The organism is Pantoea vagans (assembly GCF_004792415.1).
Classification (GTDB): domain Bacteria; phylum Pseudomonadota; class Gammaproteobacteria; order Enterobacterales; family Enterobacteriaceae; genus Pantoea; species Pantoea vagans.
In genome coordinates this window covers 150,608-164,145 of sequence record NZ_CP038853.1, presented here as the reverse complement: position 1 = coordinate 164,145, position 13,538 = coordinate 150,608, and the positions used below count along the sequence as shown (strand labels likewise).

Genomic DNA, 13,538 nt, shown 5'->3' with positions numbered 1-13,538 from the left:
TCCTCAGGCGATGACGCCCAGTTGTTTACCGATGCGGGTAAAGGCCGCCACCGCACGTTCCAGCTGTTGCTGGGTGTGCGCCGCAGAGATCTGGGTGCGGATGCGTGCCTGACCTTTTGGCACCACCGGATAGAAGAAACCGGTCACGTAGATACCTTCCTGTTGCAGCAGGCGGGCAAATTCCTGGGCAACGCTGGCTTCACCCAGCATCACCGGGATAATGGCGTGATCGGCCCCAGCCAGCGTAAAGCCCGCCGCCGTCATCTGCTCGCGAAAGTAACGGGCGTTGTCCCACAGACGCTGACGCAGTCCGTCACCTTCACTGAGCAGATCCAGCACCCGCAGCGAGGCGGCCACAATGGCCGGCGCCAGCGAGTTAGAGAACAGATAGGGACGGGAACGCTGACGCAGCCACTCCACCACTTCGGCTTTTGCAGCCGTGTAGCCACCGGACGCGCCGCCGAGCGCTTTCCCGAGCGTGCCGGTAATGATGTCGACCCGGCCCATGACGTCGCAATATTCATGGGTGCCGCGTCCGGCGTTCCCGACAAAACCCACCGCATGGGAATCATCTACCATCACCAGCGCGGAGAATTCATCGGCCAGATCGCAGATGGCGGGCAGATTTGCAATCACCCCATCCATTGAGAAGACGCCATCGGTGGCAATCAGAATATGTCGGGCACCTTTACCGCGTGCTTCCTGCAGACAGGCCCGCAGCTCCGCCATGTCATTATTGGCATAGCGATAACGCTGCGCTTTGCACAGCCGGACGCCGTCGATAATGGAGGCATGATTCAGCGCATCCGAGATAACGGCATCCTGCGCATCAAGCAGGGTTTCGAACAGACCGCCGTTGGCGTCGAAACAGGAGGAGTAGAGAATGGCATCCTCCATCCCGAGAAACTCTGCCAGCCGCTTTTCCAGCTGCTTATGGCTGTCCTGCGTGCCGCAGATAAAGCGCACCGACGCCATGCCGAAACCATGCGAATCCATCCCCTCTTTCGCCGCCTGAATCAGCGCCGGATGGTTCGCCAGGCCTAAATAGTTATTAGCGCAGAAGTTAATCACTGCCGGATCGCTGCCAACCGCGATCTCCGTCTGCTGGGCAGAGGTGATGATCCGCTCCTGTTTAAACAGTCCTTCCTGACGTGCATCATCAAGTTGCTGACGAAGTTGTTGATAAAATTGCGCAGGCATCATTGCTCTCCTCAGATGGCAAAAATCTGGCATATCTTACTGAACAGGCCGCTTCTTCACGATAAATCGCCCAACAGAATGTCATTTTTGCAGCATAGTTCACGCCACGACGATGTACGCGTAACGCGTTACAGAGTCATCTGGCTGTCTGCACCCTGATGAAATGTTATGATGTGAGGTATTCGTGTGTGAAACCTCCTGTTTCACCCCACAACGTTGAAGGTAACAACATGATTATCGTAACTGGCGGCGCAGGAATGATTGGCAGCAACATCGTCAAAGCGCTGAACGATCGCGGTCACACCGACATTCTGGTGGTGGATAATCTGAAGGATGGCACCAAGTTTGCCAATTTAGTCGACCTGGATATTGTCGATTACATGGACAAAGAAGAGTTCCTGATGAGCGTGATCGCGGGCGATGATTTAGGCCCGATCGAAGCGGTCTTCCATCAGGGCGCCTGCTCCTCCACCACCGAGTGGGATGGCAAGTACATGATGGAGAACAACTATCAGTACTCCAAAGAGCTGCTGCACTTCTGCCTTGAGCGCGAGATCCCGTTCCTTTACGCCTCTTCCGCAGCCACTTACGGTGGACGCAACGAGAATTTCATCGAAGAGCGCCAGTATGAGCAGCCGCTGAATGTCTATGGCTACTCCAAGATGCTTTTCGACCATTACGTCCGTCAGATGCTGCCGGAAGCGAACTCGCCGGTGTGCGGTTTCCGCTATTTCAACGTCTACGGTCCGCGCGAAGGCCATAAAGGCAGCATGGCCAGCGTTGCCTTCCATCTGAACACACAGATCAGCAACGATGAAAATCCAAAACTGTTTGAAGGCAGCGATGGCTTTAAACGTGATTTCATCCACGTTGATGATGTGGCAGAAGTGAATCTGTGGTGCTGGGAAAATGGCGTCTCCGGAATTTATAACTGTGGTACTGGCCGCGCCGAATCCTTCCAGGAAGTGGCTGATGCGGTACTGAAGTTCCACCAGAAAGGTCAGATCGAGTACATCCCGTTCCCGGAAAAACTCAAAGGGCGCTATCAGGCTTATACCCAGGCCGATCTCACTAAATTGCGTGCTGCCGGCTACGACAAGCCCTTTAAAACGGTGGCGCAGGGCGTCGCTGAATATATGGTCTGGCTGAACCGCAACGCATAAAGGAAGCTGCTCCGGCGATGAAAATTCTGGTAATCGGCCCGTCGTGGGTCGGCGATATGATGATGTCGCAAAGTCTCTATCGCACACTCAAGGCCGAACATCCGGATGCAGTGATTGATGTGATGGCTCCGGCGTGGTGCCGTCCGTTGCTGTCACGCATGCCGGAGGTGAATCAGGCGCTGGCGATGCCGCTCGGGCATGGCGCACTGGAGATTGGTGAGCGTCGCCGGCTGGGAAAAGTGCTGCGCGCCAGTCACTACGACCGTGCTTATGTGCTGCCTAACTCCTTTAAGTCGGCGCTGGTCCCTTTCTTTGCCGGAATAAAACGCCGCGTCGGCTGGCGCGGTGAAATGCGCTATGGCCTGCTGAACGATTTGCGGGTGCTGGATAAAGCGGCTTTTCCACTCATGGTTGAGCGCTACGTTGCGCTGGGCTACGACACACCGCTTGCCTCGGCGGCGCAGCTGCCGCAGCCGCTGTTGTGGCCAAAGCTGCAGGTTGAAGAGCAGGAAAAGATTGAAACCGCCGCACAGTTTCAGCTGGCGGCAACCCGTCCGATCATCGGTTTTTGTCCGGGTGCCGAATTTGGTCCGGCCAAACGCTGGCCGCACTATCACTACGCCACGCTGGCCCGTCAGCTGATTGCTGAAGGCTTCCAGATTGTGCTGTTTGGCTCCGCCAAAGATCGCCCGACCGGCGACGAGATTATCGCTGCGCTGCCAGAAGATGCACGCGGCCACTGCCGTAATCTGGCCGGTGAAACCCAGCTGGAGCAGGCAGTGATTCTGCTGGCGCAATGCCGGGCCGTGGTCAGTAACGATTCCGGCCTGATGCATATCGCTGCGGCGCTGGACCGTCCGCTGGTGGCGCTCTATGGGCCGAGCAGCCCTGACTTTACGCCGCCGCTTGCAAAACAGGCGCGTATTATTCGCCTGATTACCGGCTATCACAAAGTGCGTAAAGGCGATGCCGACCAGGGCTATCACCAGAGCCTGATCGATATTCAGCCTGAGCGCGTACATCAGACGCTGAGCGAACTGCTCGCACCACAGGAGGTGCCATGCACGTCCTGATTGTTAAAACCTCTTCGATGGGCGATGTGCTGCATTCACTGCCGGCACTGACCGATGCGATGCATGCTATTCCCAGCATCCGTTTCGACTGGGTGGTGGAAGAGAACTTCGCGCAGATCCCTGGCTGGCATCCTGCGGTCGATAAGGTGTTACCGGTGGCAATCCGTCGCTGGCGCAAACACTGGTTTGGCAGTCAGCAGCGTGAAGAGCGTGTGCTGTTTAAGCGCGCGTTACAGTCGCGTAAGTACGATGTCGTCATTGATGCGCAGGGACTGATCAAAAGTGCCGCGCTGGTTACCCGCTTATCGAAAGGGGTAAAGCATGGGCAGGACAGCCGCAGCGCGCGTGAGCCGTTTGCCAGCTGGTGGTATGACGTCCGCCATGAAGTCAGTAAGCGACAACACGCTGTTGAGCGGACGCGCGAACTGTTCGCCAAAAGCCTGGGCTATGAAAAGCCGCAAAGTCAGGGTGACTACGCGATTGCCGGACACTTTCTGCATCATCTGTCCGCTGACGCACATCATTATCTGGTCTTTCTGCATGCCACGACGCGTGACAACAAACACTGGCCGGAATCACACTGGCGTCAGCTGATTGAGCTGGTGCAGCCCAGCGGGCTGCAGGTGAAACTGCCCTGGGGTGCTGAACACGAGCATCAACGTGCCTTGCGCCTTGCAGAAGGCTTTGAGCATGTTGAGGTGCTGCCTAAGCTGACGCTGGAAGCGATAGCACAGCAGCTGGCGGGCGCGCGGGCGGTGGTTTCGGTCGATACCGGATTGAGCCACCTGACGGCGGCACTGGACCGCCCCAACCTCACACTGTATGGCCCGACCGATCCGGGGTTGATTGGCGGGTACGGACAGAACCAACAGGCACTGAGCGCCCCGAATCACAATCTGGCAGAGCTGACTGCTGACGCGGTGGCAGAAAAACTTCAGGCCGTTATCAGGGAAAATACGCCATGAACTATGTGCTGATCTATCTGCTGCTGGTGCCTTTGCGGACGGTAATGCGGCTGTTTTACCGTCCAACCGGACGCAGCTTAATCATCCAGACGGCAAAGATAGGTGATTTCATCAATATCACCCCGATGCTGCGCGCCCTGGGTCAGTCTGAACTGCTGATCAGCAAGGCGGTCGAGCCGCTGGTGCGTCACGATGACACGGTCAGCCGCTACTTTCTTATCGAAGATGCTAAACGCAGCTTTTTTGCCAAACTGAAGCTCGCGATCACGCTGATGAACCGTTATGACAACGTCTATCTGGTGCAGCCCAACAGCGTGAACCTGTTTTTCGCCGCGTTATGTAACGCACCGAACAAGCAATTTCTGCGCACCTATGTGCGTAAGTCCTATCATGCAACTTTCTATCGCAGCGCCAGCGGCATTGTCGACCATAGCAAAACGGATTTAACGCTCGACAGTTATCTGAAGCTGATTAACCGTGACTACCGCTATACCGATTTTCCTAAACATGCGACCTCGCCGCTCTTGCAGCCGGCTGAGCCGCCCGCCGCGCTGCGTAATCCGCGCAGCGGCATTAAAATAGGTATCAGTATTTCTGCCGGTAATCGGGCCAAAACCATTCCTGCCAGCATCTGGCAGCAGCTGATGACGTCGCTGGCTGACCTGCCCTGCACCTTTTATGTCTTTGGCCCACCGGCTGAGCAGCCGTGGCTGGATGAGTTACTGAGCCTGACCGGCCCCAAAGAGAATATCGTCAGCCTGATTGGTGAGCTGAAACTGGAAGAGGTTCCCTGGGCCATTGCGCAGATGGATTTCTATATCGCCTCTGATTCTGGCAATGCGTATATTGCTGATGCCCAGCAGATTCCGGTGATCATGCTTTATGGGCCGTGTGAAGTCAGGGAGCAGCGTCCGGTCAATAACGTGTTGTTTATCGGACCCGATAATATTGCAGCCTCGACGTTCGTTTTTGCCACCCGTTTTAAGTTTGATCAGCCCGCTGAAAAATTATTCGGGCTGGATCACGATAAACTGACTAGAATACAAACGTTTATTACTCATAATCTGGAATAGTGAAGCGTAATGGCAATTACCCCTCTTGCTGATGCCGTTCAGCAAAGTCAGCTGCTGGTCAACACGCTTGCTGACACGGATGACAACCCGGTTCACGTTGCGTTTGGCATCAACCACGCCTACGCGCGTGGCCTGGGCATTACGCTGTTTTCACTTCTCCATCATCATCCTGATACCGCGTTCCACGCCCATATTTTCTCCGATTCCCTGCGTGATGAAGATGTGGAAAAACTGCGCTTGCTGGCCACAGGCCACCGTCTGGCGATTACGTTGCATATTTTTAACAGTGCCTGGGTTGATCAGTTGCCTGCGGTGGGTCGCTATCCTAAAAGCATCCATTACCGCTTCCTGATCCCTGAAACTGTAGCGAGCTACAGCGATCGGGTGATCTATATTGATGCTGACACGCTTGTAGTAGGTGACTACTCGCCCCTGTTCGCCCTGGATATCGCGGATTACACGCTGGCGGCCTGTAACGACACACCACGTGCGCGGCAGAACCAGTGCGCAAGGCTGGGGCTGAAGCATCATCACTATTTCAATTCTGGCTTTATGCTGATCAATATTCCGCGCTGGCTCGAAAGGCAGACTACGGCGCGCATTACTGACGTGCTGGTGACGCAGGGCGCAGAGTTTGGTTTCCCGGATCAGGATGCGCTGAATATCGTGCTGGAGAATGAGATTCTGATCCTGCCGGACCGCTATAACCATATTTACGACATCATCGCCAATAAAGTCTGGGATCACTCTGGCGTGCCAGATGACACCGTGATGATTCACTACACCGGTAAATGCAAACCCTGGCATGCATGGGCCGGTAGCGATCTTGCTCAGCTCTACTATCGCTATTACCAGCGCTCACCCTGGGCTTCACAGCCGCTTGATACGCCGAGACATTATAAAGAGATAAAGCGATTTTCCCGCATCAAGTGGCATCAGAAACAGTATGCTGAAAGCATGAGCTGGATGATGAAGTATGTCAGTCTCAAGTTTTTTAAGCAGAGCGAGCAATAGCGCTCTCAGGTTTATCATAATTGATACGGGCGCGGTTATTTCAGCGCCTGACTTTCCCGTCATTTATCCCGCCTGCTGTTTACCACCATCTCTTATAAAAAAGACGCTGAATGAACACCAGCATAATAATCTGTTTACCTGTAAAGCGACTTTGCGTAAAAAAAGCGCATATAGCGCATTATTATTGTCGGGCGTGGTTTTTAGTAAAGCAGGAAAGCTACACCGTCTTATAATCGTGAACTTCCTGATTCCACTCTGCTGATTTGGAAATGATTTATGACGAGGCAACGCCTTTTCGCAGTGAATTCAACGCGGGTGAAGATAGTGTGATGAGTACTTCTCCTCTGCTGAGTATCATTACGCCGATGTTCAATGCGGGCAGCATGTTTGATGAGTTTATGCAGTCTCTGCTGGCGCAGTCGCTGGCCTCGCTGGAGATCATCATTGTCGATGACGGTTCAACCGACGGCTCAGGTGAGCGCGCTGACCAGTATGCACAGCAGCACGCTCATATTCGTGTGATTCATCAGGAAAACGGCGGCGTGTCGCGCGCCCGTAACGCGGGTCTGGCGATAGCCCGTGGGAAATATGTCACCTTCCCGGATGCAGATGACACCATGCAGCCCGATATGTATCAGACGCTGGTGACGATGGCAGAAGCGGACAATCTGGATGCGGCACAGTGCAATGCCGAGTGGTTTTTCAAACACAGCCAGCGGGTAAAACCGCTGATTCCGCTGGACCGTTTGCGCAGCACGCCGGTGCTGAGCGGTGCCGACTGGCTCAATACCGCGCTGAAAACGCATCGTTATATGCATGTGGTCTGGCTTGGGATCTATCGTCGGGAACTGATTGAGCAGCATCAGTTGCAGTTTGAACCGGGCCTGCATCATCAGGATATCCCCTGGACCACCGAGTTTATGCTGCTGGCAAAACGCGTGCGATACACCGACGCAGTGCTCTATCGCTACTATATGCACGACGCCTCCATCAGCAACCGCAAACGGACCGGCGAGCGCAACGTGGAATATCAGCGTCACTACCTGAAGATTGCGCGGCTGCTGGAAGAGCTAAACACCCGTTATCGTGACCGCGTGAAGATCTACCCGTCGTTTCACTATCAGGTAACGCATGAAGCGCTCAGCGTTTGTCACAGTGTGAGGCGTGAGCCTGATGCCCGCGCACGCCAGGCGATCATTGCCGATCTGTTCACGACAGGTACACACCTGCGCATGCTCCGTAATGCGCGGGGAATTAAGCAGTGGTATCAGTTGCTGTTATGGCTGGCGCGGCTCTATCGGTGGCGTGATAAATAACCTTTGAGGCTGGCTTTATCCTAAAAAGGGTTTGCCCTACAATCGGTTCACTGAATTCTGAGAACTCTTGTTTATGGCCAGCCTGATTCCAGCAAACATCTCTCCAAAAAATATATTACTGATTAAGCTGCGCCACCATGGTGACATGCTGCTCACAACGCCCGCCATCAATGCGCTTCATGAGCGTTACCCGCAGGCCAGCATCGACGTATTGCTCTATCAGGAAACGCGTCCGATGCTGGAAGCGCATCCGGCCATCCGCCATTTGCACGTCATCGATCGCAAATGGAAGCAGGAGGGCACCTGGCGCAAGCTGGGCCATGAGCGTGCATTAATTCGCGCTGTGCGTGACGCCCATTATGATCTGGTGATTAACCTGGCCGATCAGTGGCGCGCGGCCCTGATTACGCGATTGTCCGGGGCACCGGTTCGTATCGGTTTTGCGTTCAAAAAACGCGATAACGCCCTGTGGCGCTGGTGTCACAACCGTCTGGTCCCCACACACAATCACAGCAAACTGCATACCGTTGAACAGAACATGTCGGCGCTGGCCCCCCTTGGCATCAGCAGCGATGGCGCACGCGTTTCAATGCACTACAGCGACGCTGATCGGCAAATCGTACTGGCCCGACTGGCGGAACATCATATTACCGCGCCCTATATTGTGGTGCAGCCGACCTCACGCTGGGGCTTTAAATGCTGGGAAGAGGAGAGCGTTGCAGCCACACTTGATCAGCTGGCGCAGCCGGGCCGCAAAGTGGTGCTGACCGCCGGGCCGGACAAGCAGGAGCTGGCGATGATTAACCGCATTCGCGCGCGCTGTGCGTCGCCTGACGTAGTTTCGCTGGCGGGTCAGTTCACGCTGCCGCAGCTGGCGGCGCTTATCGATCATGCCCGTCTGTTTATTGGCGTCGACTCTGCGCCAATGCACATGGCGGCCGCGCTTGAAACGCCCTGTATTGCGCTATTTGGCCCGACCAAGCTGCAGCACTGGCGCCCCTGGGGCGACAACAATCAGGTTATCTGGGCGGGTGATTATGGCCCGCTGCCCTCACCCGATTCCATCGACACCAAAACTGACCAGCGTTATCTCTCGGCCATTCCGGTAAAGGATGTGGTCGCGGCAGCGAGGAGCTACCTGCATGAGTAAGTTAAGGCTGGCGATTGTCCGGCAGAAATATCGTCCGGATGGCGGTGCTGAACGTTTTATCTCACGCGCGCTGGAGGCGCTGGGCAGCGAAAAGCTCGATCTCAATATCATTACCCGCAGCTGGCAGGGCACGCCTAATCCTGACTGGCATCTGCATATCTGTAATCCGGCAAAGCTGGGTCGGGTATCGCGTGAGCGCGGGTTTGCCCGGGCAGCACGCGCCTGCTGGGAGCGCGAAAAGTTTGATATTGTACAAAGCCATGAGCGCATCGCCGGCTGTGACATTTTCCGTGCGGGTGATGGCGTGCATCGCGTGTGGCTGGAACAGCGTGCCCGCATCGTCTCATCCTGGCAACGGCTGAGCGCGACGCTTAGTTCTTACCATCGCTATGTTCTGCAGGCGGAAGCGGAGATGTTTAACTCTCCGACGCTGAAAGCAGTGATCTGTAATTCAGAGATGGTAAAGCGCGATATCCTGCGCTGCTTTTCGCTCGACGCCGGAAAAATCCACGTTATTCATAACGCTATTGATGCCAGCCGTTTCCAGCCCGCTACAGAAGCAACCCGTCGCGCCTCCCGACAGCAGCTATCACTGCCCGATGCCGCGACCGTACTGATTTATGTCGGCTCCGGCTTTGAGCGCAAGGGACTGAAAGCCGCAATTCAGGCGCTGGCCGCCAGCGATCGCTATCTGATTGTGGTGGGCCAGGATAAACAATTACAACGTTATCAGCAGCTGGCAAACCAGCTTCACTGCCTGGACCGGCTGCGCTTTATCGGCGTGCAGCAGGATGTGCAGCCGTTCTATCACGCGGCGGATGGCCTGTTGCTGCCCACGCTCTATGATCCCTTTCCGAATGTGGTGCTGGAGGCGATGGCCTGCGGATTACCGGTAATTACCAGCACCGGTTGCGGTGGCGCAGAATTTATTACCGCTGGTCAGGAAGGCTTCGTCTGTGATGCCCTGGATATCAATGGCTTAAATCAGGCCATTAACGCCATACCGGCGCTTTCCGTCGATTCACGAATGGGTGACGCAGCGCGACGTAAAATTGAGCCTTATGGTCCACAACGGCTGGCGCAGGCGCTGACTTCGCTTTATCAGCAGGTAGTGAGTAGCAACTGACAATGTGGGATGAGTGCATGCGGGGTTTCTGATACCATGCCGCCATCTCATTTTAATCTGTTTTTAGACGCGAACCTGCTGTAACGGTAACTATGACGACCATTTACACCGCATTGCTCTACTTCATTCAGCCACTGATCTGGCTGCGCCTGTGGCTGCGCGGTCGTAAAGCGCCTGCCTATCGCAAACGCTGGGCAGAACGCTATGGCTATTGTGTCGGCAAAGTGAAGCCTGACGGCATTGTGCTGCACTCGGTCTCTGTGGGTGAAACGCTGGCCGCGATTCCGCTGGTGCGCGCACTGCGTCATCGTTACCCGACCCTGCCGATTACCGTCACCACCATGACGCCAACCGGCTCTGAGCGGGCGCAATCTGCTTTTGGCAAAGATGTGCACCACGTCTATCTGCCTTATGATCTGCCAGGTTCGATTAATCGTTTTCTGGATACGGTTAATCCACGGCTGGTGATCATCATGGAAACGGAGCTGTGGCCGAACATTATCCGCATTCTGCACCAGCGTAACATTCCGCTGGTGATCGCCAATGCCCGCCTCTCGGCCCGCTCCGCCAAAGGCTATCGCAAGCTGGGTAAATTTATGCGCCAGCTGTTGCAGAGCATCACGCTGATTGCGGCACAGAATACGGAAGATGGCGACCGCTTCCTGAGTCTGGGCCTGAAACGTTCACAGCTGGCGATTACCGGCAGCCTGAAGTTTGATATCTCCGTGACGCCAGAACTGGCCGCCAGAGCGGTAACACTGCGTCGCCAGTGGGCGCCGCGTCGCCCGGTGTGGATTGCCACCAGCACGCACGAAGGCGAAGAGGCCATCGTGCTGGATACCCATCGTCGCCTGCTGCAGACGTTTCCGGATCTGCTGCTGATTCTGGTTCCCCGCCATCCTGAACGCTTTAACGATGCGCGCGAACTGACGCAGGAACGCGGCTTCAGCTTTATCCTGCGCAGCAGCGGTGAGATCCCTTCGGGTTCCACGCAGGTGGTCATCGGCGACTCAATGGGTGAACTGATGCTGCTTTACGGCATCGCCGATCTGGCGTTTGTCGGCGGCAGCCTGGTTGAGCGGGGCGGACACAACCCGCTCGAACCCGCTGCCCATGCCCTTCCGGTGCTGATGGGGCCTTACATCTGGAACTTCAAAGATATCTGCAGCAAGTTGCAGGAAGGCCAGGGTCTGATCACCGTCACCGACGTCATTTCGCTCGAAAAAGAGGTCACCAACCTGTTACAGGATGATGATTACCGCCGTTATTACGGACGCCATGCGGTAGACGTACTGCACCAGAACCAGGGTGCACTTCAGCGTCTGCTACAGTTACTCGAACCGCATCTGCCACCACGGGCCCACTAATGTCAGCACGCCAGCGTCTTTCTGTGGTGATGATCGCCAAAAATGAAGCGGAGCTGCTGCCGGATTGTCTGGCCTCAGTCAGCTGGGCCGACGAAATTATTGTGCTGGATTCTGGTAGTAGTGACGACAGTGTTGAGATCGCCACGCAGGCCGGGGCGCAGGTCTATAAAAGTGATGACTGGCAGGGCTATGGCATCCAGCGCCAGCGTGCGCAGCACTATGCCACCGGCGATATGATTCTGATGATCGATGCGGATGAGCGCGTTTCACCCGAACTGCGCGCCGCGATTGAGCAGGTGCTGGTCGCCCCACCCAGCCGCACGGTTTACAGCCTGGGCCGCAGTAATCTGTTCCTCGGCCGCTTTATGCGCCACAGTGGCTGGTATCCCGACCGCGTGATGCGTCTCTATCCACGCACCTTCCATTACAATGACAATCTGGTGCATGAATCACTGCAGAGTGACGGTGCGCCGGTGGTGGCGTTGCCTGGCGATCTGGAACATCTGACCTGCCGCGATTTAATCGCCTTTCAGCGCAAACAACTGGCCTATGCCGAAGCCTGGGCCACAGAACGTCACCAGCGCGGTAAGCGTTGCGGTCTCTTTTCTGTGTTCAGCCATACGCTTGGTGCGTTTGTTAAGACGTTGCTGCTGCGTGCCGGTTTTCTCGACGGTAAGCAGGGCTGGATTCTGGCGGTGGTCAACGCGCAATATACCTTCAATAAATATTCAGCCCTCTGGGCGCTGAATCACGCTTCGGCAAAAGGGCGAGTATGACCACTAAAGCCATCTATCCCGGTACGTTTGATCCTGTAACGCTCGGTCATCTCGACATCGTGACGCGGGCAGCGCAGATGTTTGATAAGGTGATTCTGGCCATTGCTGCCAGCCCCAGTAAAAAACCGATGTTCAGCCTGGATGAGCGCGTGGCGCTGGCCGGTCAGGTGGTGGCCCATCTGCCGAACGTTGAGGTGATCGGCTTCAGCGACCTGATGGCAAATTTCGCCCGTGACCAGCAGGCGAATGTGCTGGTCCGTGGCTTGCGTGCGGTGTCAGACTTTGAATATGAAATGCAGCTGGCGCAGATGAATCGTCACCTGCTGCCAACGCTGGAGAGTGTGTTCCTGATGCCGTCTGAAGGCTTCTCGTTTATCTCCTCTTCACTGGTCAAAGAGGTGGCGCGTCACAGCGGCGATGTTTCCGCCTTTCTGCCCGCGCCCGTGCATCAGGCACTGCTGGCTAAACTGGCTTAATGCTGGCAGTTGGGGCACCAGTAGGTGCTGCGCTGCCCGTGCCTGCCGCTGATAATCGGCGTACCACATGCCCGGCAGGGTTCACCGGCCCGGCCATAAACCTGCAACTGCTGGGCAAAATAGCCAGGCTTGCCGTCGGTCTGTAAAAAGTCACGCAGCGTAGTACCGCCCTGCTCAATCGAACGTAACAATACCGCTTTGATGGTGTTGACCAGCAGCTCCGCTTCAGCCTGCGACAGACTACCGGCAGCACGATCGGGAAGGATCCCGGCGGTAAACAATGACTCACTGGCGTAGATGTTGCCCACGCCTACCACCACTTTGTTATCCATCAGCCACTGCTTGATGAGCGTCCGTTTGCCGCGTGACTTATCAAACAGGTAAGCCCCGTCAAACTGCTCGCTAAGCGGCTCAGGGCCAAGGTGTGCCAGCACGCTACTGCCCGCCAGATCGCTGCTCCAGAGCCAGGCACCAAAGCGGCGCGGATCGGTGTAACGAAGTACTTTGCCGTTGCTCATCACTAAATCAACATGATCATGCTTCGCGGCGGGCAACTCTTCGGAAAGCACCCGCAGGCTGCCCGACATGCCCAGGTGGATAATAATCCAGCCATGTGGCAACTCCAGCAGCAGATATTTCGCCCGACGCTGCACGCTGAGCACCGGCTGATCGCTTAGCGCCAGGATCTCCTGCGAAACAGGCCAGCGCAGACGTGAATTACGCACCACGGCGTGAAGAATGGTTTCACCGACCAAATGCGGCTCGATACCGCGGCGGCTGGTCTCAACCTCTGGCAACTCTGGCATACCTTCTCCTCTGCGTTTTACACAAACAAAAAA

Annotated in this window: 13 protein-coding genes; 11 read left to right on the top strand and 2 right to left on the bottom strand. The window is 55.8% G+C overall.

Going from position 1 to position 13,538, the window contains the following annotated elements:
- Nucleotides 1-3: 3 nt before the first annotated feature.
- Nucleotides 4-1,200, bottom strand: a complete 1,197-nt coding sequence (locus EGO56_RS00785) for a glycine C-acetyltransferase (RefSeq protein WP_135910510.1) — start codon at nucleotides 1,198-1,200, stop codon at nucleotides 4-6.
- Nucleotides 1,201-1,430: 230 nt separating this feature from the next.
- Here EGO56_RS00785 and rfaD point away from each other — a divergent pair, with 230 nt between their 5' ends.
- The 11 genes from rfaD (at nucleotide 1,431) to coaD (ending at nucleotide 12,699) form a co-directional block, all read left to right on the top strand.
- Nucleotides 1,431-2,363 carry an ADP-glyceromanno-heptose 6-epimerase gene (gene rfaD / locus EGO56_RS00780; RefSeq protein WP_033734492.1) on the top strand — a complete coding sequence of 311 codons (933 nt, stop codon included), beginning with the start codon at nucleotides 1,431-1,433 and terminating at the stop codon, nucleotides 2,361-2,363.
- 17 nt (nucleotides 2,364-2,380) lie between these two features.
- Entirely contained in the window at nucleotides 2,381-3,436 is a 1,056-nt protein-coding gene (gene rfaF, locus EGO56_RS00775; protein ID WP_135907449.1) for an ADP-heptose--LPS heptosyltransferase RfaF, read from the top strand.
- Nucleotides 3,424-4,401: a lipopolysaccharide heptosyltransferase RfaC gene (rfaC, locus tag EGO56_RS00770; protein ID WP_135907448.1), complete on the top strand. Its 978-nt coding sequence runs from the start codon at nucleotides 3,424-3,426 to the stop codon at nucleotides 4,399-4,401. The genes rfaF and rfaC overlap by 13 nt, the downstream gene beginning before the upstream one ends.
- Nucleotides 4,398-5,474, top strand: a complete 1,077-nt coding sequence (locus EGO56_RS00765; protein WP_135907447.1) for a glycosyltransferase family 9 protein — start codon at nucleotides 4,398-4,400, stop codon at nucleotides 5,472-5,474. Before rfaC ends, EGO56_RS00765 begins: the two co-directional genes overlap by 4 nt.
- A gap of 9 nt (nucleotides 5,475-5,483) precedes the next feature.
- The gene (locus EGO56_RS00760; protein WP_135907446.1) at nucleotides 5,484-6,488 is read left to right on the top strand and encodes a glycosyltransferase family 8 protein; all 1,005 of its coding nucleotides are present in this window, start codon (nucleotides 5,484-5,486) and stop codon (nucleotides 6,486-6,488) included.
- Nucleotides 6,489-6,817: 329 nt separating this feature from the next.
- A complete protein-coding gene (locus tag EGO56_RS00755) occupies nucleotides 6,818-7,804 on the top strand; it encodes a glycosyltransferase (RefSeq protein WP_272949248.1) in 987 nt (328 codons plus the stop codon).
- A 73-nt stretch (nucleotides 7,805-7,877) separates the two neighbouring features.
- Nucleotides 7,878-8,954, top strand: coding sequence for a putative lipopolysaccharide heptosyltransferase III (gene rfaQ, locus EGO56_RS00750; protein ID WP_135907444.1), 1,077 nt, complete (start codon nucleotides 7,878-7,880; stop codon nucleotides 8,952-8,954).
- The gene (locus EGO56_RS00745) at nucleotides 8,947-10,080 is read left to right on the top strand and encodes a glycosyltransferase family 4 protein (RefSeq protein ID WP_135907443.1); all 1,134 of its coding nucleotides are present in this window, start codon (nucleotides 8,947-8,949) and stop codon (nucleotides 10,078-10,080) included. Before rfaQ ends, EGO56_RS00745 begins: the two co-directional genes overlap by 8 nt.
- Before the next feature lie 92 nt (nucleotides 10,081-10,172).
- A complete protein-coding gene (gene waaA, locus EGO56_RS00740; protein WP_135907442.1) occupies nucleotides 10,173-11,447 on the top strand; it encodes a lipid IV(A) 3-deoxy-D-manno-octulosonic acid transferase in 1,275 nt (424 codons plus the stop codon).
- Nucleotides 11,447-12,223, top strand: coding sequence for a glycosyltransferase family 2 protein (locus EGO56_RS00735; RefSeq protein ID WP_135907441.1), 777 nt, complete (start codon nucleotides 11,447-11,449; stop codon nucleotides 12,221-12,223). Before waaA ends, EGO56_RS00735 begins: the two co-directional genes overlap by 1 nt.
- On the top strand, nucleotides 12,220-12,699 hold the full coding sequence (gene coaD, locus EGO56_RS00730) for a pantetheine-phosphate adenylyltransferase (RefSeq protein WP_135907440.1): 480 nt from the start codon (nucleotides 12,220-12,222) through the stop codon (nucleotides 12,697-12,699). Before EGO56_RS00735 ends, coaD begins: the two co-directional genes overlap by 4 nt.
- Here coaD and mutM read toward each other — a convergent pair.
- Entirely contained in the window at nucleotides 12,696-13,505 is an 810-nt protein-coding gene (gene mutM / locus EGO56_RS00725) for a bifunctional DNA-formamidopyrimidine glycosylase/DNA-(apurinic or apyrimidinic site) lyase (protein ID WP_033734512.1), read from the bottom strand. The genes coaD and mutM overlap by 4 nt on opposite strands.
- Nucleotides 13,506-13,538: the final 33 nt, after the last annotated feature.

Bases quoted from the DNA above. Each gene is read 5' to 3' on its own strand.
- EGO56_RS00785 (WP_135910510.1), bottom strand. From the start codon at position 1,200: ATGCCTGCGCAATTTTATCAACAACTTCGTCAGCAACTTGATGATGCA.
- rfaD (WP_033734492.1), top strand. From the start codon at position 1,431: ATGATTATCGTAACTGGCGGCGCAGGAATGATTGGCAGCAACATCGTC.
- rfaF (WP_135907449.1), top strand. From the start codon at position 2,381: ATGAAAATTCTGGTAATCGGCCCGTCGTGGGTCGGCGATATGATGATG.
- rfaC (WP_135907448.1), top strand. From the start codon at position 3,424: ATGCACGTCCTGATTGTTAAAACCTCTTCGATGGGCGATGTGCTGCAT.
- EGO56_RS00765 (WP_135907447.1), top strand. From the start codon at position 4,398: ATGAACTATGTGCTGATCTATCTGCTGCTGGTGCCTTTGCGGACGGTA.
- EGO56_RS00760 (WP_135907446.1), top strand. From the start codon at position 5,484: ATGGCAATTACCCCTCTTGCTGATGCCGTTCAGCAAAGTCAGCTGCTG.
- EGO56_RS00755 (WP_272949248.1), top strand. From the start codon at position 6,818: ATGAGTACTTCTCCTCTGCTGAGTATCATTACGCCGATGTTCAATGCG.
- rfaQ (WP_135907444.1), top strand. From the start codon at position 7,878: ATGGCCAGCCTGATTCCAGCAAACATCTCTCCAAAAAATATATTACTG.
- EGO56_RS00745 (WP_135907443.1), top strand. From the start codon at position 8,947: ATGAGTAAGTTAAGGCTGGCGATTGTCCGGCAGAAATATCGTCCGGAT.
- waaA (WP_135907442.1), top strand. From the start codon at position 10,173: ATGACGACCATTTACACCGCATTGCTCTACTTCATTCAGCCACTGATC.
- EGO56_RS00735 (WP_135907441.1), top strand. From the start codon at position 11,447: ATGTCAGCACGCCAGCGTCTTTCTGTGGTGATGATCGCCAAAAATGAA.
- coaD (WP_135907440.1), top strand. From the start codon at position 12,220: ATGACCACTAAAGCCATCTATCCCGGTACGTTTGATCCTGTAACGCTC.
- mutM (WP_033734512.1), bottom strand. From the start codon at position 13,505: ATGCCAGAGTTGCCAGAGGTTGAGACCAGCCGCCGCGGTATCGAGCCG.